The organism is Roseobacter sp. HKCCD6576-2 (genome assembly GCF_013179285.1).
GTDB classification, from domain to species: Bacteria; Pseudomonadota; Alphaproteobacteria; order Rhodobacterales; family Rhodobacteraceae; genus Rhodophyticola; species Rhodophyticola oceani.
Genome location: NZ_WVNW01000004.1, coordinates 313,187 through 337,340, shown reverse-complemented (window position 1 = coordinate 337,340; position 24,154 = coordinate 313,187). Strand labels below are relative to the sequence as shown.

Here is a 24,154-nt window from a genome sequence, read left to right as displayed (position 1 = left end):
GATGGACCGCAGGGCTTTATCGGCAAGTGATGCCGATTTGATCGCCTAGCGCTTCAAATCCACGCCTGGATTGCGCGCGCTGGACGGGCTCGCGGAATGCGTGACGTCTGCGCCCAGAATATCGACCCAGGTGTGTTTCCGATGCTCATAGACGGAGAACAGCGGCGCCGGAAATGTGGGGTCAGCGAAATTCCCCACGGGAATCGCCGTGACCCCTGGCCAGCCCTCGATCACATAGGCGAGCGTCGATCCGCAGTCGGGGCAGAACCGATAGGTGGCCCGGTGCCCGCTATCGGCGATCCGGGACCAGGTTTTCGACCTGCCATCGATCTGAACGCGCGCATCTGGCCAGCGGGCTTGGGTCGCAAAGGCGCTGCCACTGCGTTTCTGGCAGGCCAGGCAATGGCACACGGAGATACGCACCGGCTCGCCCGTGCATGTCGCCGTCAGTTGGCCGCAGCGGCAGGTGGCGGTTCGTGTCGTCATGATATCCCCTCCTCTGAAGGGGCAGCTTATCAAGACTGGGCCGTTCTCAAAGCCCCCGGACGCCGTCCAACACCATATCGGTGACCAGATCGCCATAAGCGGCGCGGCTGATCCCCTTGCCGGGCCGGTGCCACATGTAGAACCAGTTCAGCATGCCAAAAACGGTCATGGTCACGGCGCGCGGCTCTTTGCGGACGCCAATTGCGGCCAACGCGTCGCCCATCCGCTGCACAAGACGACGTTGAAGGTCGACCAAGGGGGCTTTCAACTCGGCTGGCAAGGTCTCCAAAGCATCGACTTGCAGTTTGTGCTCGGCATCCGCGTCGCGGTAGTTGGCGAGGATCGCGTGGATCAACGCGCGCAGATGGGCCTCCGGCGCATCACCCTCTGGCACCGCCTCCACCGCATCGACCAAAGCGCCGAGATGCCCTTCCAGAATGTCGAAGAGCAGCGCCTCCTTGCTGTCATAGTAGTGATAGATCAGCGCTTTAGAGACGCCACAGGCCGCCGCCACCGACGCCATCGAAGCGCGATCATAGCCGTGTTCCGCAAAGTGCGTCGCGGCCCCCTTGCGCAAGGCGGCGCGTTTCTCGGCATGATCTCGGGCCAATCCGCGCGGCATCGGTTCAGCCCTTCGGCCGGTTGTCGATGATCCGCACGGCCTTGCCCTGGCTCCGCGCGACGCCGCCCGAGCCATGCGCCGTGATCCCAACCGTCACGCCGACCCGCTCCTTGATCCGCCGCTTCAGATTTGCCGCCGCTGCGTCCAGCGTCTCCGAACCCATCGGCCCGTCTGCCGCCTCGACATGCACGGTCATCTCATCCATCCGCCCCTCGCGGCTCAACTCGATCTGGAAATGCGGCGCAAGTCCCGCGACCTCCATCAACTGCTCTTCGATCTGGGTCGGGAAGATATTCACCCCGCGCAGGATGATCATATCGTCTGACCGTCCGGTGATCTTCTCCATCCGCCGCATGCTCCGCGCCGTCCCGGGCAAAAGCCGGGTCAGATCGCGCGTCCGATATCGAATGATCGGGAAGGCCTCTTTGGTGAGCGAGGTAAAGACCAGCTCCCCCGGTTCGCCATCGGCAACCGGTTGTCCGGTCTCGGGGTTCACCACTTCGGGATAGAAATGATCCTCCCAGATATGCAGCCCGTCTTTGGTCTCCACGCATTCATTGGCGACACCCGGCCCCATCACCTCGGACAGGCCATAGATATCAACCGCATGCATGTCGAACGCTTGCTCAATCTCTTCCCGCATCGCGTTGGTCCAAGGTTCCGCGCCGAAAATCCCGACCTTCAGGGGGCTTTTGCGTGGGTCCAGCCCCTGCTCTCGATACGCATCGAGAATCGACAGCGCATAGGACGGCGTGACCATGATCGTCGAAGCGCCGAAATCCTCGATCAACCGAACCTGGCGCGGTGTCATCCCACCGGAAACCGGTACAACCGTGCAGCCCAACTTCTCCGCCCCGTAATGCGCGCCAAGCCCGCCGGTGAAAAGCCCATAGCCATAAGAGATATGCACCACATCGCCCGGCCGCGTGCCGCTGGCCCGCATCGACCGCGCGACGCAGGTGGCCCATGTGTCGATGTCTTTCGCGGTATAGCCCACGACCGTCGGCTGCCCCGTTGTGCCCGAAGACGCATGCACCCGAGCGACCTTATCCCGCGGCACGGCAAACATCCCAAACGGGTAATTGTCGCGTAGATCTTGCTTCACCGTGAAGGGGAATTTCGCTAGATCCGCGAGCGATTTCAGGTCATCGGGATGCACGCCCGCCTTGTCAAAACTGTCTCTATAAAAGGGCACATTGGCATAGGCATGGGCGAGGGACCATTTCATCCGCTCCAATTGCAGGGCGGAGATTTCGTCTCGGCTGGCAATCTCGATCGGGTCCAGGTCCTCGCGCTTCGGCGTCAGGTCCAACATCACTTCTCCTCCTCGAAATGCGTGCCTTGAAGGCTGCGGGATGCGCCCCGGAACAGCGCCACGCGCCGCCCGTCGCCACCTGTGACAACCACGTCGGTGATCCCACTTCGTCCTTGTTTAGACACTTCGCGCGCTTCCGCCGTCAGCCGTTCGCCTGGTTGCCCCGGGCTCAGATAGCTGATCGAATTGTGCTGGGCGACGGCGTGTTGATTGTGGCTGTTGCAGGCAAAAGCAAAGGCGCTGTCGGCCAGGCTGAAAATCACCCCGCCATGGCAGATTTGATGCCCGTTCAGATGCTCCGGCCGGATCTCGCAAGACATCCGCGCATAGCCCGGCCCGACCTCTTCCAGTCGCATGCCGACCCATTTCGATGCGGCATCGCCGGCCCACATCGCCTCGGCGCTTCGCCGCGCGCGTTCTTCTGGTGTCATTCCCGTCCTCCCTCGGAAAGCAGCTTGACGCAAACCCGACCAATCGGTCAAGACTGTTTGGCAAGGGAGGATGAATTGATGCTAGAGCTTCAAAGCTTCGCCGCCGGCCAGTGGGTCGCGCCGGATGCCAATGCCCGGAAAATGTATAGCGCCGTGACGGGCGAGGTCATCGCCCGCGGCGGTGCCGCGCTGGATACCCAAGCGATGATCGACCATGCCGTTCATATGGGTGGCCCAGCGCTCCGCGCGATGGATTTCCACCAGCGAGCCAAGATGCTGAAAGCGCTCGCGCAGTACATTGATGGCCGGAAAGAAGAACTTTACGCGCTGAACCCGCTTTCCGGCGCCACCCGCGCCGATGGCTGGATCGACATCGATGGCGGCATTGGCACGATGTTCGTGTTCGCCTCAAAAGGCCGCCGGGAGATGCCGGAGGGCCATATCTATATCGATGGCGACGTCGAGCAGCTCTCCCGCAACGGCACCTTCCTGGGGCAGCATGTCGCCGTCCCTTTGCGCGGCGTTGCCGTCCATATCAACGCGTTCAACTTCCCGGTTTGGGGGATGCTGGAAAAGCTCGCGCCCGCGCTTCTGGCCGGGGTGCCTTGCATCGTCAAACCGGCCACCGCGACCTGTTATCTGACCGAGGCATGCGTGCGGATCATGCTTGACTCGGGCCTGCTGCCAGAGGGCGCGGTGCAGTTGATCATCGGCGGCACAGGCGATCTTCTGGACCGTCTTGGCCCGCAGGATGTGGTGAGCTTCACCGGTTCTGCCGACACCGCGCTGATGCTGCGGTCCAACCCGCATCTGTTGAAACATGGTACGCGCTTCATCGCTGAGCAGGACAGTCTGAACGCGTCGGTTCTGGGCCCGGATGTCACCCCGGATGCGCCGGAGTTCGATCTTTTCATCAAAGAAGCCGCTCGGGAGATCACGACGAAAGCGGGGCAGAAATGTACCGCGATCCGCCGGATCATTGTGCCGGAGGCGCAACTTGATGCAGTCGGTGAGGCGCTGGCCGCAAAGCTTGCCAAAACCCGGATCGGCGACCCGGCGCTTGAGACAACCCGGATGGGCGCGCTCGCCGGAGCCGATCAGAAGCAAGATGTGATCACAAAACTCCAACACATCGCCAGTGAGACGGAGGTGCTCTATGGCGACAGCGATATGATCGAAGTGGATGGGGCCGACGCGACCGTCGGCGCGTTTCTGAATCCGACCCTACTCCGCTGTTTAGAGCCTGATTCTGCACGTCATGTGCATGAAACCGAAGCCTTTGGGCCGGTCTCCACGCTCATGCCCTATCGCGATCTCGCTCATGCCGCCGATCTGGCAAATCGCGGCGGCGGCAGCCTTGTGGCCTCTGTGATCACACATGACCCCGCCGTTGCACGAAGCATGGTGGCGGAGGCCGGGGCTTGGCATGGTCGCATCTATATCAATGACCGCGACAGTATGGGCGAGAGCACCGGCCACGGCTCGCCCTTGCCGCATATGACCCATGGCGGCCCGGGCCGGGCCGGCGGTGGCGAAGAGATGGGCGGGATCCGCGGCGTGCTCCATTATATGCAGCGGGTGGCGGTTCAGGGTTCGCCTCGGATGTTGACCGCGGTCACCGGCCAATGGGTCAATGGCGCGGAAGAAATTGCGCCCAAAACCCATCCGTTCCAGCTCACCTTTGACGAGATCGAGATCGGCCATACGATCAAGACCGCGCCGCGTGAGGTGACGCTCGAAGATATCGAGCATTTCGCCCATTTCACCGGCGATACGTTTTACGCCCATATGGATGAAGAGGCGGCTCAGGCGAACCCGTTCTTCCCGGGCCGCGTTGCCCATGGCTATCTTCTGCTAAGCTTCGCCGCTGGGCTGTTTGTGCAGCCTGATCCCGGGCCGGTGCTCGCCAATACGGGTCTGAATGCCCTCAGTTTCCAAAAACCTGTCAGCCCCGGTGATCATCTCTGGGTGCGCCTCACCGCCAAGCGCAAAACCCGGCGCACCGATGACTATGGCGAGGTGCGCTGGAATGTGACGCTCTACAACCAGGATGATGAGCAGACCGGTGAATATGAGCTTTTGACGATGGTGGCCTATTCCCGCTAAACCCGCGGGATGACGGATTTATTGCAACCCCTTCTCGACGATTATTTGCATGACCAGGGCCGATTGCGGGTCTGGTCACTGATCGTGACCATTTTGGGCGATACGGTTGAGAACCGGCAAAAGACGATCTCAACCACCCGGCTGAGCCTGATTTTGGATCGGCTTGGTGTTGGGCAGGCGGCGCAGAAAACGGCGCTGTCGCGGTTGGTCAAAGATGGCTGGGCCGAGCGGAGCAAAGAAGGCCGAAACACCTTTTACGGCTTTACGGAAAAGGGCCGAGAGGCCTTTGTGCCCGCCTCGCGGCTGGTTTATGCGCCGCCGCGCGATGAGGAACCGGTCCATTGGTTGATGGCGGTCTCGGATGCGCCGCGGGGCCTGGCCGTTGCGCCGGGTGTCGGGCTCTGGCCGGTTGATTTTGCACCGGTTGAGAAAGGCGCATCCGTGGCCGGTTGGATCGAATCGATGCCCGACAGTTTGCAGGCGATCTCACCCGATCATCAGGCCGAAGCGGACCAACTCACCGCTCTTTTGCGCTATTTGGACGTCACGTTTTCTCCCGATTGCGAGCTCGATGCCCTGGCCGCGCGGATGGTTTTAATTCACCGCTGGCGACGGTATGTTTTGCGCTATCCGGAAGTGCCGCAGAAACTGGCACCGGAGGGGTGGGCGGGCCTGAAATTGCGGGAGAATATCGGGCGGGCTTATTGGGCCCTGACCGGGGCGGCGGAAGAGTGGTTGCAGGCCCCGGGCGACGGGTTTCGCGCCCTGGCGATGCCCGACCGAGGCTACTGGGAGCGGTTCGGTTACCAAAAATAGGTTACAAAAAATCGTTGATTCGCGATTTTTTGTAACCTATTTCTCTCTCAGACCCGCATCTGGGAGGAGATCGGCCATGTATTCCCAAGGATTGATTGGCGCTGACAGCAGCACCGAAGAGACACCCGAATTTCTGGCGGGATTCCAGGCCCGCATCGATGCCGAGGAGAAGATCGAGCCGAATGACGCGATGCCCGAGGGCTATCGCCGGACTCTGGTCCGCCAGATCGGACAGCACGCGCATTCCGAGATTGTGGGGATGCTGCCCGAGGGCAATTGGATCACCCGCGCGCCCTCTTTGAAACGCAAAGCCGCGCTTCTGGCGAAGGTGCAGGATGAGGGCGGGCATGGGCTTTATCTCTACGCCGCCGCCGAGACCTTGGGTGTTTCCCGCGAGGAGATGACCGAGGAGTTGCATTCGGGCAAAGCCAAATATTCCAGTATTTTCAACTACCCGACGCTGTCCTGGGCCGATATTGGCACGATTGGTTGGCTGGTGGATGGTGCCGCGATCATGAACCAGATCCCGCTCTGCCGGTGCTCCTTTGGACCTTATGCCCGGGCGATGATCCGGGTCTGCAAGGAAGAGAGTTTCCACCAACGCCAAGGCTATGAAATCGTCATGACGCTCGCCAATGGCACGCCCGCGCAGCGCGACATGGCGCAGGATGCGTTGAACCGGTGGTGGTGGCCGAGCCTGATGATGTTTGGGCCGCATGATGCCGATAGCGAACATTCGGATCAGTCGATGGCTTGGAAAATCAAGCGGTTCTCCAATGATGAGCTGCGGCAGAAATTTATCGACGCGACCGTGCCGCAGGCCGAGTTCTTGGGCCTGACCGTTCCGGATAAAGACCTGAAATGGAACGAGGAAAAGGGCGGATACGATCACGGAGAGATCGACTGGTCCGAGTTCTGGCAGGTCGTGAAAGGCGGCGGCGCGATGAATGTGGACCGGATCAGGGATCGGAAAGCGGCTTGGGATGATGGCGCCTGGGTGCGCGAAGCCGCGCTGGCCCATGCGGAGAAGCGCGCGGCGCGAAAGCAAGCGGCAGAGTGAGCCGGAAGGCTGGGGGGCTGTCTGCCCCCCAGACCCCCCGAGGATATTTGAGAAGCAGAGAAGGAGCGGATCATGGCTGAGGCGACGCCTTTGTGGGAAGTGTTTATCCGGCCCCGGAACGGGTTGAGCCATAAGCATTGTGGCTCGCTACATGCGGCGGATGAGGTCATGGCGCTGAACGCCGCCCGTGATGTCTATACCCGGCGCGGCGAAGGCGTCAGCATTTGGGTCGTTCCGAGCGCGGCGGTTTTTGCCAGCGACCCGGATCAGGCGGCGGAGAATTTTGAGCCGACGGCGGATAAGATTTATCGCCATCCGACCTTCTATGAGATCCCCGAAGATGTGGGGCATATGTGATGGCCTTGCTCAACGCGGTTTTGGAGCTGGCCGACGATCATCTGATCCTGGGGCACCGGATTTCCGAATGGTGCGGCCATGCGCCAATGTTGGAAGAGGATCTCGCGCTGCCGAATATGGCGCTGGATCTGATCGGGACGGCGCGGGTGCTTTATGACTATGCCGCGAAGCTAGAGGGCAAAGGTCGGTCCGAAGACGATATGGCGATGCTGCGCGTGGAGCGGGAGTATCGCAACTGCCTGTTGGTCGAGCGGCCGAACGGGGATTTTGCGCAGACCATGCTGCGGCAACTCTATTTCGCCGCCTTTATGGAGCCGTTTTGGAAGGCGGCCTTGACCTCGCCCGATGAGGTGATCCGTGGGGTCGCGGGCAAGGCGGTGAAGGAGATGGCGTATCACATTCGCCATGCGGGGGAGTGGGTGATCCGGCTAGGCGATGGCACCGAGGAAAGTGCCGCGAAGATGCAGGCGGCTGTCGTCGAGCTGCATCGGTTCACCGGAGAACTTTTCGAGAGCAGCGCGGCGGCGGTATCTTGCGAGGCCGATGGGATCTTGCCGGTTCGCGCCGAGATGCGCGGCGAATGGGACCGGGTGATCGGGATGGTGTTTGGCGAGGCGTTGTTGGAGCTGCCCGATGTGCCCTATCCGCAAGCGGGCGGTCGCGACGGCATTCATGGCGAAGGTTTGGGCCATCTTCTGGCCGAGATGCAGTATCTTCAGCGCGCGCATCCGGGGGCGGAATGGTAGCGGTTCTGGACCAGAAACGCGCTTGGGACGCGGCAGCATCGGTGCCGGATCCGGAGGTGCCCTGCGTCAATGTCGAAGAGCTTGGCATTTTGCGTAGCGTCGATCTGGTCGATGGGGTTGCGGTGGCCAAGGTGACGCCGACTTATTCCGGGTGCCCCGCGACGATGGCGATTGAGATGGCGATTGAAGTCGCGCTTCGCGAGGCCGGGTTTGATGTGCGGATCGAGCGGGTGTTGTCGCCACCCTGGACAACAGATTGGATCACCGAAGCTGGCCGCGAGAAGCTGCGCGCCTATGGGATTGCGCCGCCGGTGGAGGCGTCGGGCTCCGTGCGCGCGCTCTTTGGGGAAGTGACGGTGGCCTGCCCGCGTTGCGGCTCGGAGCAGACCGAGAAGATCAGCGAATTCGGGTCGACGGCCTGCAAGGCGCAGTATCGCTGTTTGAGCTGCGCCGAGCCGTTTGACTATTTCAAATGCATTTGAGGGGGAGCCCATGTTTCATGACCTGACCGTGGCGGAGGTGCGTGCGGAAACCGATGAGGCGGTGGCGATCTCTTTCGAGTTGCCCGAGGCGCTGGCCGAGACCTTTGCCTATCAGCCTGGGCAATATCTGACGCTGCGCGCCGAGGTGAACGGCGCGGATATGCGGCGGAACTACTCGATTGCCTCCCTCCCTGGGGAACCGCTGACCGTTGGGGTGAAACGTGTCGAGGACGGCGCGTTTTCGACCTTCGCGCAAGGGCTGAAGCCCGGCGATGTGGTGCAGGTGATGCCGCCGGAGGGGCGGTTTATCTGCGACAAGCAGGAGCGGGTTGTATTGATCGCGGCGGGCTCGGGGATCACGCCGATGGTCTCGATTGCGGGCGACGCGCTGGCGCGTGGCGCCGATGTAACGCTGATCTATGGCAATCGGCGGAGCGAGACCATCATGTTCCGCGAGACGCTGGAGGCGTTGAAAGATCGCTATCTGGGACAGTTTACGCTGATCCATGTGCTGAGCCGGGAGCCGCAGGATGTGGCGCTTCTGTCGGGCCGGGTGGATGCGGAGAAGGTGACGCGGCTGGTGCAGGCGGGCGCGGTGGATTTGGCGCATGCGGATGGGGTGTTCCTTTGCGGGCCGGGCGAGATGATTGACGCGGTGGAGGGGGCGTTAACGGCGCTTGGCATCGATCGCGACCTCATTCATCACGAGCGGTTTTTCATGGCGGGAGAGGCGCCCCGAATGCCGAAATCGGCCGAGGCGGAGGCCGCAGCGGCGGAGGGCGTTGAGGTGGAAGTCGTCTTGGATGGGGCGCGGCGGGTGTTCACCTATGGCCCCGAGGATGAGACGGTGATCGCGGCGGCGGAGCGCGCGGGTTTGGAACTGCCCTATTCTTGTCGGGGCGGCATGTGTTGCACCTGCCGCTGCAAGGTGGAGGAAGGCAGCGCCGAGATGGCGGTGAACTACTCGTTGGAGCCTTGGGAGTTGGAGGCGGGGTTCACGCTGGCCTGTCAATCGCGACCGACCAGCAAGAAGCTGCGTTTGGATTTTGACGCGGCCTGATCGGGCGTTGAAAACTGGCTGTTCCTGACGCGATTTTGCGTTATGGAGCGGCCATGAAACTTAAAAATCTTGAACTCGAAGCCACGGCGTTGATGTCTGAAGTGATCTTTGGGCATGGCTTTGCGCATTATGGCTATTTCCCCGATGGTGTGCCGGAGGTTCTCTCCGCCGAGGCGATGGGCCGGGCGCAGCAGGCTTATTTTGAGAAGCTGGTTGAGGTGATCCCCGAGGGGGTGTCGCGTGTTCTTGATGTGGGTTCCGGCACGGGGGCGAACGCCAAGGCGCTGATCGCGCGGGGCTTTGAGGTCACTTGTGTCTCTCCCTCGGTACAGATGAACGAAATGGCGCGGGCGAAGCTGCCGGACGGCACGGGGGTTTACGACGCGCTGTTTGAAGAGTTTGAGAGCGACGCGCGGTTCGATATCTGCCTCTTCGCAGAGAGCTTTCACTATATCGATCTGGAGAAAGCGCTGGCTCAGGTTGATCGTTACGCCACACGGGGCATGGTGATGTTCGACTATTTCCGCCGGCCTGGATTTGCGCATGGCGATGGCACGCGCGGCACGCATCAGGCGTTTCTGGACGCGGTGGCGGCGCAGGGCGCGTTTCGGATTGTCAGCGATGAGGACATGACCGATGCGATCACCCCGACCTTTGTGATCCATGAGAGCATTAAGAACGATAAGGTGGCACCCTTCGTGACGCGGTTCCGGGCGGAGATTGCGCGGGAATATCCGTGGCGCGCCTGGCTGATGGAAAAGATGCTAGGCCGGGTTCTGGACAAGCTGAACCGGCGCACCGGGCGGGCGGAGAAGTTTGCCCGCGAGCATGAATATCGGCTGGTCGTCTTGGAGCGCGTGGCAAGTTAGGCGCTCCAATCGGACTGCAGGCGTGAGGCCGCCGAGTTGGATGCCTCCGGCGGGGATATTTGAGAAGCAGAGAAGACCGGGGTCACGCTTTGAGCGGCTGGCCATCTTCCTTGGTGAACTCCGGCGGCGGTTTCTGGTCCAAGAGCTCCAGCACCGCCTCGGAGGGGCGGCAGAGGCGGGTGCCGTTTTTGCAGGCCACGATCGGACGGTTGACCAGGATCGGGTGCGCGACCATGGCCTCCAGAAGCGCGACGTCACTCACCGCCGGATTGGTGAGGCCGAGCTCTTCTGCCGGGGATTTGCTGACCCGGAGCGCGTCGCGCGGGGTGAGATCGGCGGCGGCGAAAAGCGCCTGGAGTTGCGGTTGGGTCCAACCGGTTTTCAGATACTCGATCACGACCGGATCGTAGCCTGCGGCGCGGATTGCCGCCAAGACATTGCGAGATGTGCCGCAATCGGGGTTGTGATGGATCACGATCTGCATCGGATCAGTGGGCATAATCGGGCTCTTCGGCGTCGAGGACGGCGCGGATCTCGGCCAGGAAGGCGGCTTCGGAGTCGGTTGCGCCCTCCATCTGTTCGGCGGCTTTCGAGGCCACCTCATCTGATAGCTCGCGCAAGGGCCGCCCGGTGTGCAGCGCGAGGATGTAGTTCCGCGCCGCGCGTTCGAAATAGTAGAGCCGGGTGAACGCTTCGGCCACGGTTTCCCCGATGATCAGCACACCGTGATTGCCCATGATCATCGTGCGGATCGACGGGTCTTGGAACAGCCGGGCGCAGCGGGCGCCTTCTTCTTCTAGCGCGAGGCCGCCATAGTCTTCATCGACCACTTGGCGATTGTAGAACATCGCAGAGTTCTGATCGATCGCGGGCAGGCGGCTATCGGCGAGGCTGGCCAGAACCGTCGCATAGGTGGAATGCACATGCATCGCGCAGCGGGCATGGGGCACGTGCCGGTGTAGGCTCGCATGCAGGCCCCAGGCGGTTTGATCCGGCGCATCGGTGCCCTTGGCGCTGTCGGGGTTGTTGGCGTCGATCACCCAGAGATCCGACGCTTGCATTCGGCTGAAATGCCGTTTGGGGTTGATCAGGAACTCGGTCCCGTCTTCGTTCACGGCGAGCGAGAAGTGATTGGCGATGGCCTCATGCATGTCTTCGCGCGCAATCCAGCGGAAGGCGGCGGCGAGGTCTTGGCGGGCGGTGGCGTGATCCATCTCTGTCTCCCCAAAGGTACAATTATGGCGGAGCCTAGGGTTGCGTCAGATGAATGGGAAGGGGTGTGTCATGGCCGTATCCCCGTTTCCGAGATGGACAAAGCTATCGGGCTTGATGGAAATTTTGGGTGCTGAGCGCATTTTTTCACCCGCGCCATCAACGATCCCCCGTAATACCCGGGTCTCTCCGCATTGACGCCGCATTTCACCATAATGATAGGTGACGTAAGAGCATATTGCAGATGGGTGACTAGATGGACCGTTTAACGGAAATGGAAGCGTTTGCCACAGTTGTAGACCAAGGTGGGTTTACAGATGCGGCGCGGAAGCTGGGGATTTCGAAATCCGCAGTCTCTAAGCACGTTTCCAGCCTCGAAACCCGTCTTGGCGCCCGGTTGTTGAATCGGACCACCCGTCGCGTCAGCCCAACCGAGATCGGTCTTGCGTATTATGACCGTGCCCGCCGTGTGCTCAACGATGCGGGGGAGGCCGATGCCCTCGTCACCTCGATGCAATCCGCGCCATCGGGGTTGTTACGGGTGTCGGTGGCGACTGATTTCGGCGTCAACCATCTCTCGCCCGTTCTTGGGGAGTTCCTGCACTCCTATCCGGATATCACGGTCAATATGATCCTGAACAACCGCTATGTGGAGCTGATCTCGGAAGGGTTCGATATGGCGATTCGCGTGGGTGATCTGGAAGACAGTTCGCTGCGCGCCCGGAAATTGACCGAAACCCATAAACGTATGATCGCCGCCCCAAGCTATTTCGAGGAACATGGCCGCCCCGAGAAGATCGACGATCTGAACGATCACAAGCTCTTGCATTACTCCAATCAGGCCAGTGGCAATGTTTGGAGGATTACGGCGCCATCCGGCGAAAGGCGCCAAGTCCGCACCGCCGGGTCCCTGACCGTGAATGATGGGCAGTCCTTGCTCAACGCCGCGATCGGCGGGTTGGGCATCGCATATCTGCCAAGCTTTCTCTATGCCGATGCCATGCGCGAGGGGTTGCTGGTGGATGCAATCCCGGAGCTTCCGGTCGATTTGCTGGGTATCTATGCCGTCTATCCGCCGGGTCGATATACGCAGCCGAAGGTACGGGCCTTCATCGATTTCCTTGTGGACCAGTTCCGGGAGAAAGGTCCCGAAGACTGGTGAGTTTCATGCCGTCGTCCCGCGCGTGTGTATTGTGGGGCATTTCTGGGGTCCGGGTGGTATCTGCCAGCCGGGCCCTTTTTAATCGGTACTTGTGAGGACCACCTCAACGCGGCGGTTCAACTCGCGGCCGTCATCCGTACTGTTGGGGGCGCGCGGCGAGAGGTAGCCGACACCTTCCGCCCGCAATTGGTCGCCTGAGACATCGAAGTTGGCGATCAAGAAATCACGGACAGCCCCCGCCCGAGAGCGACTAAGCGCGATGTTGTTTTCCAAGGCCCCTTCGGCATCGGTGTGACCGACAAGAACGACTTGGCGATCCGGATTGGTGTTGAGATACGCGGCTAGCGTGACCAGCGAGGCATAGTCATCGCCCGACAGTGCCGAGGCACCGGTTTGAAACTGAAGGTCATCAAGGGTGACCATGCCCGTCGCTTCCAACGTGGCAATCAGGTCGGTGCTGTCAAAGACGGTCTGGATGTCGCCCGGCGCGCGGGTGGACTGGGTCACATCGGGCAAGGTTTCGCCTGGCGGGCCGGCATGGACCAAGTGGATGAAGGCATTGCCGCCGCCACGCGAGATCAGGAGGGCGAGTCTATCGGGACTGTCATCCATCGTGCGGTCGGCGAAGAGATAGGCGAAATCGCCCAGGTTCACATGCATCGCCGGTTCGGGCACCACGTCGATGCCAAAGCGGAAATCGAACCCGCCGCAATCGCGATCGGCGCAGGAAAACTGGACGTCATAGCCATCGGTTACCAGTTGCGCGCGAAGCTGCGCCATCAACTGTGCGCTGGTCCCGCTATAGGGGGAGATTTGCCAGACCAAGCGTGTCACGCTGCCTTCTGCGCTAAGCCGATCAAACCTTGCTGCTGACCACGGCCCGATGGGCATTTCATAGCGGCCCATCGCCTCAGTCTCTTCGAAGGTCAGTTGCGCCGCCGCGGGCAGGCGCAAATCCAACGCTTGAACGGGCGAGGCGATGGCGCAGGCCAGAAGGATATGCGCCAGGCGTCTCACCGATATTGCCCGTGATATTCAGCGTTGGGGCGCATATCGATGGCCGAGGCCATGCGGTTGGACATGTTGAAGAAGGAAGCTGTCGCCGCGATGTCCCAGATGTCGCGATCGGAGAAGCCGACATCGCGGAGCGCTTGCCGGTCCGGCTCCTCGATCTTGGCGCTGTTCTCGGTCATCATCACGGCGAAATCCAACATGGCCCTTTGACGTGGGTCGAGTTTGGCGACGCGATAGTTCATCACCAGGGCTTCGCCCAAGGCGGGATCGCCGGAGAGCTGCCGCACGGCGGCGCCATGGGCAGTCAGGCAATAGAAGCATTTATTCACCGCCGAGACCGCGACCGCGATCATCTCACGTTCCAGCTTGCTGAGCCCACTTTGGCCCAGCATCAGGTCATTATACATCGCCGTGAACGCGTTTAGCTTTTCGACATCGAAGGCATAGGCCGCGAGCACATTGGGGATCATTCCCAGTTTCTCTTGGCAGATATCGAAGTATTTCTGCGTGTCCTCCGGGAGCGGGTCGAGGGGCGGCAGGTCTAGCGCGGTGGCGTTGGGGTCCGGTTTGCTCATTGGGCCTCTGGCTTGATGCGATAATGGTAGTGTCCCACAGGCTTGAAGCCGAGGGAAGTGTAGAGCGCGTTGGCCGGCAGGTTTGCGCGCGTCACCATGAGCGTAAGATGGCTGGCACCTTGCGCTTTGGCCCAGATCGCCATCGCGCGCATCATGTAGCGGCCCAGGCCTTTCTGGCGATGCTCGCCCAGGGTTTCGAGCGCATGAAGCATGGCGATCTTGCCATCCATCGCGACAAAGCCGGTGCCGGCGGGGTGGTCATCGATCCGTCCGAAGATTGTGGTTTTGGCGCCTGTGACGCGGTGCATGATGGCGAGGCGTTCAGGGCCGATGCCACCGGCGGCCCAGATCTCCGTTTGCGCGGCCAGAGGCGGCCAGACCTCGAAACAGGTGATCGGTGGCAGGGGCGTTGTATCAAGCGCGTCGATCGGCGCGGCGTAGAGGATGACGGGGTCTTTGATTTGGTAAGAAAGCGTCGCCAACAGGCGGTCTAGAGCCGTTTCGCCATCTCGGATCATGAAGAGGGGGGCGTGTCCCAGATCGCGCATCGCGGTCTCGGCTTGCGCGACGTCTGCTGGGTCTGCCGCGCTTCCCGTGAGAGTTGCCGCCGAAACGCGACTGCCACCGCCTTGGCCGTCGCGGATCGTCCAAGGCCCATGCTGCATCACCTTCGCCGCAGGCCAGGTGCGTTCAACGACGGGATAGAGATCAGACGCAGTAGGGAGGGTCATTGCGCCTCTGGGAAAAGCGTGACGAGCTTGCCGATCACCGCATCGACCGCCGCGCCATCGGTGCTGCGCACGACGATGTTCGCGCCATAGACGCCGTCTTTGAGATAGGGGTAGGAGCCGATCTCGACCTTGGGATGAGCCGTCGCCAGATCGCCCAAGGGGCCGGCAATATCACCTTCGCCGCGTGGAATACGCAGGGTTTGCGATAGAAGCGGCGCGCCGCCGGTCAGCGTCGGCAGGATCGAGGCGACCATGGTTTGGAACACGGTCGGGACGCCAGCCATCACATGGACATTGTGCAGCGTGAAGCCAGGCGCGGCCGAGACCGGGTTCTCAATCAGCGAGGCGCCATCGGGAATGCGCGCCATGCGCAGGCGCGCCTCGTTTAGTTCCGAGCCTTGGCGGTCATAATGCGCCTGAAGAATCGCGCGGGCATCGTCGCGGATGCTGACCGGCACGGCAAATGCGTCTGCGATGGCCTCGGCGGTGATATCATCATGGGTCGGGCCGATGCCGCCGGAGGTGAAGACCGTGTCATGGCTCGCGCTCAGCGCTTGCACCGCGCCGACAATCGCCTCTGCGTCGTCCGAAACCACGCGGACCTCAGCCAGGCGGATGCCGTGTTTGGTCAACTCACCCGCGAGGTAGTGCATATTTGCATCCCGGGTCCGGCCCGAGAGGATCTCGTCGCCGATCACCAACATGGCGGCGGTGGGGTTGGGCATGGTCGTTGGCTCCTTGCCAGTGCTTTGGCTCGGGTATAGGGGCAGCGCCATGCGCTTTCAAACCCCACTGGTCCCGGCGACCCTCCTCAAGCGATACAAACGCTTTCTCGCGGACATCCGATTGGAAGATGGGCGGGAGGTCACAGCGCATTGCCCGAACCCAGGTTCGATGATGGGTTTGAAAGAGCCGGGGCTGCGGATTTGGGTGGAGCCGAATGAGGACCCGCGCAAGAAGCTGAAATATGGCTGGCGATTGGCGGAACAGCCGGGTGGGCATTGGGTCGGAATCGACACGAGTCTGCCGAATAAGGTCGTTTCTGAGGCTTTGGCGGCAGGGGCGATTGCAGAACTGGCGCGCTATCCGCAGATCGCGCCGGAGGTCAAATACGGACAGAACAGCCGGGTGGATTTCTTGCTCTCCGGTGGTGGCCTGCCTGAGGCTTACGTCGAGGTGAAGAATGTCACCTTGCGGAGAGACGGGGATTGGGCCGAGTTTCCCGATAGCGTGACGGCGCGGGGTGCCAAGCATTTGGATGAATTGTCGCAGATGGTCCGCGACGGGAAACGGGCGGTGATGCTCTATCTGTTGCAGCGGACCGATTGCAGGCGGCTGAAAATGGCCGCCGATCTTGACCCGGGTTATGCGGCCGCATTTGACGCGGCGCGGGCGGCAGGGGTGGAGATGATCTGCTACGGCACGGATATTGGTCCCGAAGGTGTTGAGATTGATCAGTCGATCCCGGTCGACACAAGACCACAGATCTGACCCGCCATCTCTGGAAAATCCCCGCTTCATGACATAAGTTCCGCGAAAGACAACACCGGAGCACTGGTTTTGGACGATTTCCGCGGCCGTTTGACGAAAGACGGCATTCGCATTCATGGACCCGAAGACTTCGCTGGCATGCATAAGGCTGGTGGATTGGCGGCGCGCATCTTGGACGAGATCGCGCCGATGGTGGTGCCGGGTGTGACCACGGGCGCGTTGGATGCGCGGATCACCGAGATGGTGGACGAGGCCGGTGCGACCTCGGCCACGATTGGCTATCGCGGCTATCAGCATGCGAGCTGTATCAGTGTGAACCACGTGGTGTGTCACGGGATTCCAGGTTCGAAGGTTTTGAAAGACGGCGATATTCTGAATATCGATGTCACGGTCGTGGTTGATGGTTGGTTTGGCGACACAAGCCGGATGTTTGTGGCAGGTAAGCTCAACCGCCGGGCCGAGCGGTTGATCCAAGTCACTCATGATGCGTTGTTCAAGGGCATTGAGGCGGTGAAGCCGGGCAACACCTTTGGCGATATCGGGCACGCGATTCAGGCCTATGCCGAGGGGCATCGGATGTCGATCGTGCGGGATTTCTGCGGACACGGGCTGGGGCAGGTGTTTCATGCGCCGCCGAATGTGCTGCATTATGGGCGGGCTCGCACCGGGCCGGTTCTGGAAGAGGGCATGTTCTTCACAATTGAGCCGATGGTGAATTTGGGGCGGCCCGAGACCAAGGTTCTGGCCGATGATTGGACGGCCGTGACCCGCGACAAATCCTTGAGTGCGCAGTTTGAGCATTCGATTGGCGTGACCGCGACCGGGTGTGAGATTTTCACCTTGTCGCCCGGCAATTTGTTTCACCCGACCTACGCGGTTTGACCCGTCTGTTCATGTTGTGGGTTGAGGAGCGAGGGGCCAGCCCCTCGTACTCCCCGTGATATTTTTGAAGCAGAGAAGGGGCGGGCTATTCTAGCCAGACTTCGACACGGCGATTGACGGCGCGGCCCCAATCGGTGTCGTCGCAGGCCATGGGCATGGCTTCGCCAAAGGCATCGACGCGGAGTTGCAGTCGGTTGAGATCAGCGGCGGAGGCGGCCTCGATAATCGCGGTGCGGACGGTCTCAGCCCGGCCTCGCGAGAGGCGAAGATTGGTGGCGGCGTTGCCATCGCCATCGGAGAAGCCGACGAAAACCAGGGTTTGGCCGTCGAATTCGCCCTGCTCGATGGCGCGGGCCAGGCGGGAGACGGAGCTACGCGACTGCGGATCCAAGTCTGTGGTACCGGGGGCGAAGCGGAAGGTGGGGGAGAGGCGCTGGCTGCTGGCCACACGGGCGGCGAGGCGTTGCAGATCGTCGAGTGTGATTTCCGCGCCCGCCGCTTGAATGGCATTGGCCAGGCGGGCGCCTTGGGCGGCTGCGGGGCTGCGGCGCAAGGATTGGTTCACGAAGCCGGCACGGCGGATCACCCGCTCGGCGGTTTGGCTTTCGAAGAAGGCAAGGAACTCGCGGACCAGTTGCGGCAGGCGGCGTGCAGGCGTGTAGACAAAGAGCGGCGCGGTGAGCGGGTAGTCTTCGGCCTTGAGGCTTTCATGGGTTGCGGTCTGATTGAAGCCGCAGGGCCCGCCGAGCGCCAGAGCGCGGGCGTTGTCGATAGAGGCGAAAGAGGTCACGCCAATCGCGTAGGGGTCGCGGGCGACCGCACCGGCCAGATCGCCAGGGTCGGAGTGACGGATGATGCCGGGGCCGAGAGTGACGTTTTCGGGCAGAAGGACGCGGTTGATGAAGTCTTGCGCGAGACCGGAGCTGTCTTCCATCAAATGGAGGGCGATGGGGGCGTCGCCGCCGCCGAGATCGGCCCAGTTGGTGATCTCGCCTGCGAAGACCTGGGCAAGATCGGGGATGGTAATCTCACGGAGCGCGTTTTGCGGTGCCGTCACGGCGACCAACCCATCGATGGCCAGCACACGCGCGCGTTGTGACAGGGTGATATCGCCTTGATCGGCGATCCGGGCGGCCTGGCGTTCGGCCTCAGAAGGTTGGCGGAGCGCGAGGGCCAGATCGGCATCGCGGTTCAAAAGTGCGTCGAACCCTGTATCGGTGGTGCCGGGGAGAAGCGTGAAGCGCGCCGCGACGCTGTTGTCAGAGATACGCGTGAGGGTAAAGACCGAGCGACCCTCGGGCTGTAGGGCACGGGAGACGCTCATGCCCCGGTCACGGGCAAAAGCCTCAATGAGTGCGGGCATCAGCGTGTCCGCCATCACGCGGGCGCCCGCAAATCGCGCTTCGGCGATGAAGCTTTCCAGATCGGGGCAACCGGGACCGAGGCAGGAGACGCCTTGGGCATTGACGGTCAAAGGACCATAGATCGTGTCGACCCTGTAGAACTCCCCATCAAAGCCGATGAGTGTGCCGTCTAGTTCAATACTGCCGTCGAGCGAGCGCAGGGTCACGTCCTGCGCAATGGCAGGGGACAGGGGCAAGATAGCAAAAAGGGCGGCTGTGATGGCCGCCCTCAGCATGGATCGCATGGGTACCTGCGCCGGGTTAGGTCAATTCGAGGCGACTCTCAGGTCCTGCAGCAGATTTTGCAACACCAGATAGTCGCCCATCGCGTCGCAGGCGGGAAGTGTGAAGGTCAATTCCGTCACCGCGACCGCCCCGTCGAGATCGGTTTGCAGCGTGCGGGCCATGGTGTCTTGGCCGCAATTGCGGGTGTTGATTGGGGCCTCAATCGAGAGGCGCACAGCGCCCTGACGGGTCAGCGTGTCGCGCGGGAAGGTGTAGACTTGCGCCATCAACGGGGCGTCGACGGCATCATTGCCGAGCTGGGTGACGAACCCGCCCTCGCCGGCTTGAGCGCGCGCGGGCGTGCCGGCGTTTTCCTGCCAGATATGGCCGGTCTCGCCATAATCGGCCCCAAACTCCATGGCGTGCAGCTCAAGATCGCGGGTGTCTTCCCAGGCGACGGCGACGCGGTCGAACTCCGCCAGGTCGGGGACAACTGCAAGCGCCGTTTCGCTGCTGCCCTCCACACGGATCGTGAAGAATGCGGGCGTTTCGAACGCCGGAATATCGGCGGCGAGAAGGCCCATCGCATCGGTTTGCTCGGTCAGTGTGAGGCCGGAATGCTCGATCACCACGCGCGCATTGGGTTGGCAGGGATTCATGATGTCCAGCGCGACCATCGCGGCGGGCGCGGCCGTGGCGCTGACCGAGAGGCCGCAGGGCAGGCCGAACTGGCTGACCTCGTTGTCGTCCGGCGCGGCCATGTTCAGATCGGGCGTCGCGGCCATCCGATCCGACAGATTGCCGGGCTGCGCGAGGTCCGGCTGAGTCAGCGTGAAATCGGGTGTTTCTGGTAGGTCCTGCGCATCCGTCGGCGCGGGATCTGTCACCGCGGCGGGGATCGTCTCTGATGCCTCGGTAATGGGTGCGGGCAGGGTCGGCGCGGGGGCCAGTGCGGCAGCGGTGATCGGTGGTTCTGCCTGATCTTGGTCAGGCTCTGCCGTCTCAGTGACTGCGTTGGTAACGGCGTCGGGGGTCGATGGCGGCGTGCTGCCACCATTGCCAAATCCGGGAATGAGCCCGGCATTCACGGCGAATATACCGCCGGAGACGGTCATCAGGCCCACGGCGACCAGGCGAACAATTTGACGTTTCGGCATCTCAGACTCCGTCCCTCTTGCTGCGGCGGAGACTGTTCACGGAATAGGGCGAATTTGGGGTCGCATTGGCGGAATTTCGTGAAAATCCCGCCGCTCACCTGTTATTGCGCTCGATTGTTGCGAAATTCTCAACAACGCCGAGGCAGATTGTGGCGAAAATGGGGCCTTTGGGGCGCCCACCCGTCAGGTGAGCCGCCCGTGGCAGTGTTTGAATTTCTTGCCAGACCCGCAGGGGCAGGGATCGTTCCGGCCCGGGTTACCCCAGGTGCTTGGGTCATCTTCGACAAAACCATTGGCCGCTGGCGCTGCCTCGCTGGCCCCGGCTGCGGCCTCGGTCGCTTGGGTTGCGGCCTGTTGTTGCGCCTGCTGCTGCGCTTGGAGCTGTTTGATCAGCTGTTCTTGCTGCTCCGGCGTCAGCGGTTGGATCTTGGCCAAGCGCTCAGTGACATCGGCGCGCAAGCTGTCGAGCATGCCTTCGAACAGCTGGAAGCTCTCGGTCTTGTATTCGTTCAGCGGGTCGCGCTGTGCATAGCCGCGGAACCCAACGACCGAGCGCAGATGTTCCAGTGTCAGCAAATGTTCGCGCCATTTGCCGTCGATCGTCTGCAACAGCACCTGCTTTTCGATATTACGCATTTGTTCTGGGCCGAATTGCACGGCCTTGCTGGCCATGTATTCATCAGCCGAGCGTTCGAGGCGTTCGCGGATGTCTTCATCGTCAACGCCTTCTTCATCGGCCCATTCGGCAACGGGCGCATCAACGCCCAGCTTTGCGCGAACCTCTTCTTGCAAGCCTTCCGTATCCCATTGATCGGCATAGGATTTTGGCGGCATATGGATATGAACCAGGTCGTCGATCACCTGATGACGCATGTCGCGGGTGACCTCGCCGATCTCTTCGGCCCCCATGATTTCCATGCGTTGGCCGAAGATCGCCTTCCGCTGGTCATTCATTACATCATCGAATTTGAGGAGCTGTTTGCGGATGTCGAAGTTGCGGCCTTCGACCTTCGCTTGCGCCTTCTCGAGCGATTTGTTGACCCAAGGGTGCACGATGGCCTCGCCCTCTTTCATGCCGAGGGTCGAGAGCATTTTGTCGAGCCGGTCGGAGCCGAAGATCCGCATCAGATCGTCTTCGAGGCTCAGGAAGAAGGAGGAGCGACCGGGGTCGCCCTGACGGCCGGAGCGACCACGGAGCTGGTTGTCGATCCGGCGGCTCTCATGGCGCTCGGTGGCCAGAACATAGAGCCCGCCTGCGGCTTTCACCGCCTCTTCATCTGCCTCATGTTCGGCCTCGATCTTGGCGCGGACCTCATCGGGGTTCGCCTCGGGATCGGCGGCGATGGCCTCCATCACTTTGAACTCGACATTGCCGCCCAGTTTGATGTCGGTGCCGCGCCCGGCCATGTTGGTGGCGATGGTGATCGCGCCGAGCTTGCCCGCGTCGGCGACGATCTGCGCCTCTTGTTCATGCTGCCGCGCGTTCAGGATGTTATGCGGCAGCTTGGCTTGGGTCAGAAGCTGACCCAACATCTCGGATTTCTCGATTGAGGTGGTGCCGACGAGAACCGGCTGCCCCTTCTCATGCGCCTCGCGGATTTGCTCGACGATGGCGGCGTATTTCTCCTCGCCGGTGCGGTAAACCTGGTCGTCTTCGTCAAGTCGCGCGATTGGGCGGTTGGTGGGGATCTCCACCACGCCAAGCCCATAGATCGAGGCGAATTCTTCGGCCTCGGTGGCGGCGGTCCCGGTCATGCCGGCGAGTTTGCCGTAAAGGCGGAAATAGTTCTGGAAGGTCACCGAAGCCATGGTGATGTTTTCAGGCTGAATATTGGCGCCCTCTTTGGCCTCGATCGCCTGGTGCAGGCCATCGGAGAGGCGGCGGCCCGGCATCATCCGACCCGTGAACTCATCGACAAGCACAACCTCGCCATTCCGGACGATGTAGTCTTTGTCCTTCTGGAAGGCTTTATGCGCACGGAGCGCGTTGGTGACATGGTGCACGATGGTCGTGCTTTCCGGGTCGTAGAGGCTCTGCCCCTCAGGCAAAATCTCTTCGGCATGCAGGCGTTCTTCGAGGAAGTCATTGCCTTCATCGGTGAAGGTGACGCCCCGGGTTTTTTCGTCGAACGTGTAGTGATCTTCTTCGATGCCAGGGATCAGCTTGTCGATCGTGACATAAAGCTCTGATCGGTCCTCGGACGGACCGGAAATGATCAGGGGTGTCCGCGCCTCATCGATCAGGATCGAGTCGACCTCATCGACAATCGCGAAGTTATGACCGCGTTGCGCCATATCGGCGAGTGAGGCCCGCATATTGTCGCGCAGATAGTCGAACCCAAGCTCGTTATTGGTCGCATAGGTGATATCGGCGGCATAGGCCGCGCGCTTCTCTTCATCGGGCTGACGCGGATAGACCACACCGGTGGACAAACCCAAAGCGGTATAGACCTTGCCCATCCAATCGGCGTCCCGCTTGGCCAGGTAGTCATTTACGGTGACGATATGCACGCCCTTGCCGGTCAGTGCGTTGAGATAGGCCGGGAAGGTCGCGACAAGGGTTTTGCCCTCGCCTGTCTTCATCTCGGCGATATTGCCTTGGTGCAGAAAAAGCCCGCCAATCAACTGTGTATCAAAGGCGCGCAGGCCGAGGGCGCGGCGTGCGGCCTCCCGGCAGTTGGCGAAAGCTTCTGGCAGCAGATCATCCAGCGCCTCGCCGTTCTGGGCGCGATTCCGCAGTTCGGCGGTTTTGGCAACGATGTCTGTATCGGAGAGTTTTTCGAACTCGAGCTCCAGCGCGTTGATCTTTTCGATCACCGGCCGCACGGATTTCACTTTGCGGTCATTTGGCGTTCCAAAAACCTTTTTCGCGATCGTTCCAAGCCCGAGCATACGTTTAAACGCCTTTTTCTTTCGGGGTGGCCCCGTGTCGACGGCGTTCCCCGGATCATCAATTCGTGTGTTGCACGCGGCTTGTTTGGTCTACCGCTGCAGTCTATCAACGGCGGCAAGACCGGCACGGCCCCGGTGCAAAACCCGTCAGGGACATAAGGGGCCGCCGGATATGTGTCAACGCGGCCCAAAGATCATTGGGCCTTCGTAACAAAGGATTTCTTGGATGAAACGATTTCTTGCGGGTGCGGCGCTTGCCGCGCTGATGGCGGTTCCCGCCCAGGCTCAAGACGCAGACACGGTTTTGGCGACGGTGAACGGGGCCGATATCACCCTGGGTCACTTGATCGCGATGCAGGCGCTTTTGCCCGAGCAGTATCAACAATTGCCCGATCAAGTCTTGTTCGATGGGATGCTGGAACAGCTGGTGCAGCAAGAGGTTGTGGCCGGTGCCGCACGCCAGATGGTCACGCCGCGGATGGAGCTTGGCCTGGAAAACGAAGAGCGCGCGTTCATGGCTGCGGCGATGATGGAGATGATCGCGATGGCCGAGATCAGCGAGGAGGATCTCCAGACTGAGTATGATCGCGTCTATGGCTCTGCCGAACCGGCGCGGGAATTCGACGCCTCGCATATCTTGGTTGAAACGGAAGAGGCCGCTGCGGCGCTGGTCGAGGAGCTGGCGGGCGGTGCGGATTTCGCCGAACTGGCGCAGCAGCACTCCACCGGCCCGTCAGGTCCGAATGGTGGGCAATTGGGCTGGTTCACCGCGGGCATGATGGTGCCAAGCTTCGAAGAAGCGGTGTTCGAGCTGGAGGTTGGCGAAGTCTCGGCCCCGGTTGAGACCCAGTTTGGCTGGCATGTGATCATCCTCAATGACAGCCGGTTGCAGGATGCCCCCGAGCTTGACGATGTGCGTGCCGAATTGATCAACGGCCTGCGCAACGCACGGGTCGAGACACGGATGGAGGAACTGGTCTCTGAGGCTGAGGTTGAGCGGCCTGAGATTGAGATCGATCCGGCGCTGATCCGTGACATGGGTCTGCTGGAAAACTAAGCC

At 61.5% G+C, this 24,154-nt stretch carries 25 protein-coding genes; 12 read left to right on the top strand and 13 right to left on the bottom strand.

Features of this window, described 5'->3' with window-relative positions; all coding sequences use genetic code 11:
- Positions 1 to 45 precede the first annotated feature (45 nt).
- Genes GTF44_RS16460 through paaI form a run of 4 tightly spaced genes read right to left on the bottom strand, consistent with a single transcriptional unit; the run spans position 46 to position 2,854 of the window.
- Positions 46 to 486, bottom strand: coding sequence for a GFA family protein (locus GTF44_RS16460; RefSeq protein ID WP_171559908.1), 441 nt, complete (start codon positions 484 to 486; stop codon positions 46 to 48).
- A gap of 46 nt (positions 487 to 532) precedes the next feature.
- Entirely contained in the window at positions 533 to 1,108 is a 576-nt protein-coding gene (locus GTF44_RS16455) for a TetR/AcrR family transcriptional regulator (RefSeq protein ID WP_171559910.1), read from the bottom strand.
- Positions 1,109 to 1,112: 4 nt separating this feature from the next.
- Positions 1,113 to 2,423: a phenylacetate--CoA ligase PaaK gene (gene paaK / locus GTF44_RS16450; RefSeq protein WP_171559912.1), complete on the bottom strand. Its 1,311-nt coding sequence runs from the start codon at positions 2,421 to 2,423 to the stop codon at positions 1,113 to 1,115.
- Positions 2,423 to 2,854 (bottom strand): hydroxyphenylacetyl-CoA thioesterase PaaI, encoded by a 432-nt coding sequence (gene paaI, locus GTF44_RS16445; protein ID WP_171559913.1) that lies wholly within the window; start codon positions 2,852 to 2,854, stop codon positions 2,423 to 2,425. The genes paaK and paaI overlap by 1 nt, the downstream gene beginning before the upstream one ends.
- A 78-nt stretch (positions 2,855 to 2,932) precedes the next feature.
- Here paaI and paaZ point away from each other — a divergent pair, with 78 nt between their 5' ends.
- The 8 genes from paaZ to GTF44_RS16405 all read left to right on the top strand — a co-directional run bounded on the left by paaZ (position 2,933) and on the right by GTF44_RS16405 (position 10,350).
- Positions 2,933 to 4,960: a phenylacetic acid degradation bifunctional protein PaaZ gene (paaZ, locus tag GTF44_RS16440; protein WP_171559915.1), complete on the top strand. Its 2,028-nt coding sequence runs from the start codon at positions 2,933 to 2,935 to the stop codon at positions 4,958 to 4,960.
- Positions 4,961 to 4,969: 9 nt separating this feature from the next.
- Positions 4,970 to 5,776, top strand: coding sequence for a PaaX family transcriptional regulator C-terminal domain-containing protein (locus tag GTF44_RS16435; protein ID WP_171559917.1), 807 nt, complete (start codon positions 4,970 to 4,972; stop codon positions 5,774 to 5,776).
- A 76-nt stretch (positions 5,777 to 5,852) separates the two neighbouring features.
- The gene (gene paaA / locus GTF44_RS16430) at positions 5,853 to 6,836 is read left to right on the top strand and encodes a 1,2-phenylacetyl-CoA epoxidase subunit PaaA (RefSeq protein ID WP_171559918.1); all 984 of its coding nucleotides are present in this window, start codon (positions 5,853 to 5,855) and stop codon (positions 6,834 to 6,836) included.
- 72 nt (positions 6,837 to 6,908) lie between these two features.
- Complete coding sequence (paaB, locus tag GTF44_RS16425; RefSeq protein ID WP_171559920.1) at positions 6,909 to 7,193, top strand: 1,2-phenylacetyl-CoA epoxidase subunit PaaB; 285 nt, start codon at positions 6,909 to 6,911, stop codon at positions 7,191 to 7,193.
- Positions 7,193 to 7,939, top strand: a complete 747-nt coding sequence (paaC, locus tag GTF44_RS16420) for a 1,2-phenylacetyl-CoA epoxidase subunit PaaC (protein WP_171559922.1) — start codon at positions 7,193 to 7,195, stop codon at positions 7,937 to 7,939. The genes paaB and paaC overlap by 1 nt, the downstream gene beginning before the upstream one ends.
- Positions 7,933 to 8,421, top strand: coding sequence for a 1,2-phenylacetyl-CoA epoxidase subunit PaaD (gene paaD / locus GTF44_RS16415; protein ID WP_145213929.1), 489 nt, complete (start codon positions 7,933 to 7,935; stop codon positions 8,419 to 8,421). The genes paaC and paaD overlap by 7 nt, the downstream gene beginning before the upstream one ends.
- Before the next feature lie 10 nt (positions 8,422 to 8,431).
- Positions 8,432 to 9,481 carry a 2Fe-2S iron-sulfur cluster-binding protein gene (locus tag GTF44_RS16410; RefSeq protein ID WP_171559923.1) on the top strand — a complete coding sequence of 350 codons (1,050 nt, stop codon included), beginning with the start codon at positions 8,432 to 8,434 and terminating at the stop codon, positions 9,479 to 9,481.
- Between the two features lie 53 nt (positions 9,482 to 9,534).
- Positions 9,535 to 10,350 carry a class I SAM-dependent methyltransferase gene (locus tag GTF44_RS16405; protein WP_171559925.1) on the top strand — a complete coding sequence of 272 codons (816 nt, stop codon included), beginning with the start codon at positions 9,535 to 9,537 and terminating at the stop codon, positions 10,348 to 10,350.
- Between the two features lie 82 nt (positions 10,351 to 10,432).
- On the opposite strand, the gene arsC is transcribed toward GTF44_RS16405, so the two are convergent.
- Positions 10,433 to 10,834 (bottom strand): arsenate reductase (glutaredoxin), encoded by a 402-nt coding sequence (arsC, locus tag GTF44_RS16400; protein WP_171560521.1) that lies wholly within the window; start codon positions 10,832 to 10,834, stop codon positions 10,433 to 10,435.
- Positions 10,835 to 10,838: 4 nt separating this feature from the next.
- Positions 10,839 to 11,564: a class II aldolase and adducin N-terminal domain-containing protein gene (locus tag GTF44_RS16395; RefSeq protein WP_171559927.1), complete on the bottom strand. Its 726-nt coding sequence runs from the start codon at positions 11,562 to 11,564 to the stop codon at positions 10,839 to 10,841.
- Between the two features lie 254 nt (positions 11,565 to 11,818).
- Between GTF44_RS16395 and GTF44_RS16390 the strand changes: the two genes are divergently transcribed.
- On the top strand, positions 11,819 to 12,724 hold the full coding sequence (locus GTF44_RS16390; RefSeq protein WP_145213944.1) for a LysR family transcriptional regulator: 906 nt from the start codon (positions 11,819 to 11,821) through the stop codon (positions 12,722 to 12,724).
- A gap of 78 nt (positions 12,725 to 12,802) precedes the next feature.
- On the opposite strand, the gene GTF44_RS16385 is transcribed toward GTF44_RS16390, so the two are convergent.
- From GTF44_RS16385 to GTF44_RS16370, 4 genes are read right to left on the bottom strand one after another with little or no spacing between them, the layout of a single operon-like run.
- Positions 12,803 to 13,741: an OmpA family protein gene (locus GTF44_RS16385; protein WP_171559928.1), complete on the bottom strand. Its 939-nt coding sequence runs from the start codon at positions 13,739 to 13,741 to the stop codon at positions 12,803 to 12,805.
- A complete protein-coding gene (locus GTF44_RS16380) occupies positions 13,738 to 14,313 on the bottom strand; it encodes a peroxidase-related enzyme (RefSeq protein WP_171559930.1) in 576 nt (191 codons plus the stop codon). Before GTF44_RS16380 ends, GTF44_RS16385 begins: the two co-directional genes overlap by 4 nt.
- A complete protein-coding gene (locus GTF44_RS16375) occupies positions 14,310 to 15,044 on the bottom strand; it encodes an N-acetyltransferase (RefSeq protein WP_171559931.1) in 735 nt (244 codons plus the stop codon). Before GTF44_RS16375 ends, GTF44_RS16380 begins: the two co-directional genes overlap by 4 nt.
- Positions 15,041 to 15,769 (bottom strand): molybdopterin-binding protein, encoded by a 729-nt coding sequence (locus GTF44_RS16370; protein ID WP_171559933.1) that lies wholly within the window; start codon positions 15,767 to 15,769, stop codon positions 15,041 to 15,043. Before GTF44_RS16370 ends, GTF44_RS16375 begins: the two co-directional genes overlap by 4 nt.
- Before the next feature lie 49 nt (positions 15,770 to 15,818).
- On the opposite strand from GTF44_RS16370, the gene sfsA reads away from it, so the two are divergent.
- Both sfsA and map read left to right on the top strand, forming a co-directional pair.
- A complete protein-coding gene (gene sfsA / locus GTF44_RS16365) occupies positions 15,819 to 16,535 on the top strand; it encodes a DNA/RNA nuclease SfsA (protein WP_171559935.1) in 717 nt (238 codons plus the stop codon).
- Positions 16,536 to 16,604: 69 nt separating this feature from the next.
- The gene (gene map, locus GTF44_RS16360; protein WP_171559936.1) at positions 16,605 to 17,417 is read left to right on the top strand and encodes a type I methionyl aminopeptidase; all 813 of its coding nucleotides are present in this window, start codon (positions 16,605 to 16,607) and stop codon (positions 17,415 to 17,417) included.
- Between the two features lie 85 nt (positions 17,418 to 17,502).
- Here map and GTF44_RS16355 read toward each other — a convergent pair whose 3' ends face one another.
- The 3 genes from GTF44_RS16355 to secA all read right to left on the bottom strand — a co-directional run bounded on the left by GTF44_RS16355 (position 17,503) and on the right by secA (position 23,094).
- On the bottom strand, positions 17,503 to 19,065 hold the full coding sequence (locus tag GTF44_RS16355; RefSeq protein WP_171559938.1) for a phosphate ABC transporter substrate-binding/OmpA family protein: 1,563 nt from the start codon (positions 19,063 to 19,065) through the stop codon (positions 17,503 to 17,505).
- A gap of 21 nt (positions 19,066 to 19,086) precedes the next feature.
- Positions 19,087 to 20,202 (bottom strand): hypothetical protein, encoded by a 1,116-nt coding sequence (locus GTF44_RS16350; protein ID WP_171559940.1) that lies wholly within the window; start codon positions 20,200 to 20,202, stop codon positions 19,087 to 19,089.
- A 183-nt stretch (positions 20,203 to 20,385) separates the two neighbouring features.
- A complete protein-coding gene (gene secA / locus GTF44_RS16345) occupies positions 20,386 to 23,094 on the bottom strand; it encodes a preprotein translocase subunit SecA (protein WP_171559941.1) in 2,709 nt (902 codons plus the stop codon).
- Between the two features lie 226 nt (positions 23,095 to 23,320).
- Here secA and GTF44_RS16340 point away from each other — a divergent pair, with 226 nt between their 5' ends.
- Positions 23,321 to 24,151 (top strand): peptidylprolyl isomerase, encoded by an 831-nt coding sequence (locus GTF44_RS16340; RefSeq protein ID WP_171559943.1) that lies wholly within the window; start codon positions 23,321 to 23,323, stop codon positions 24,149 to 24,151.
- Positions 24,152 to 24,154: the final 3 nt, after the last annotated feature.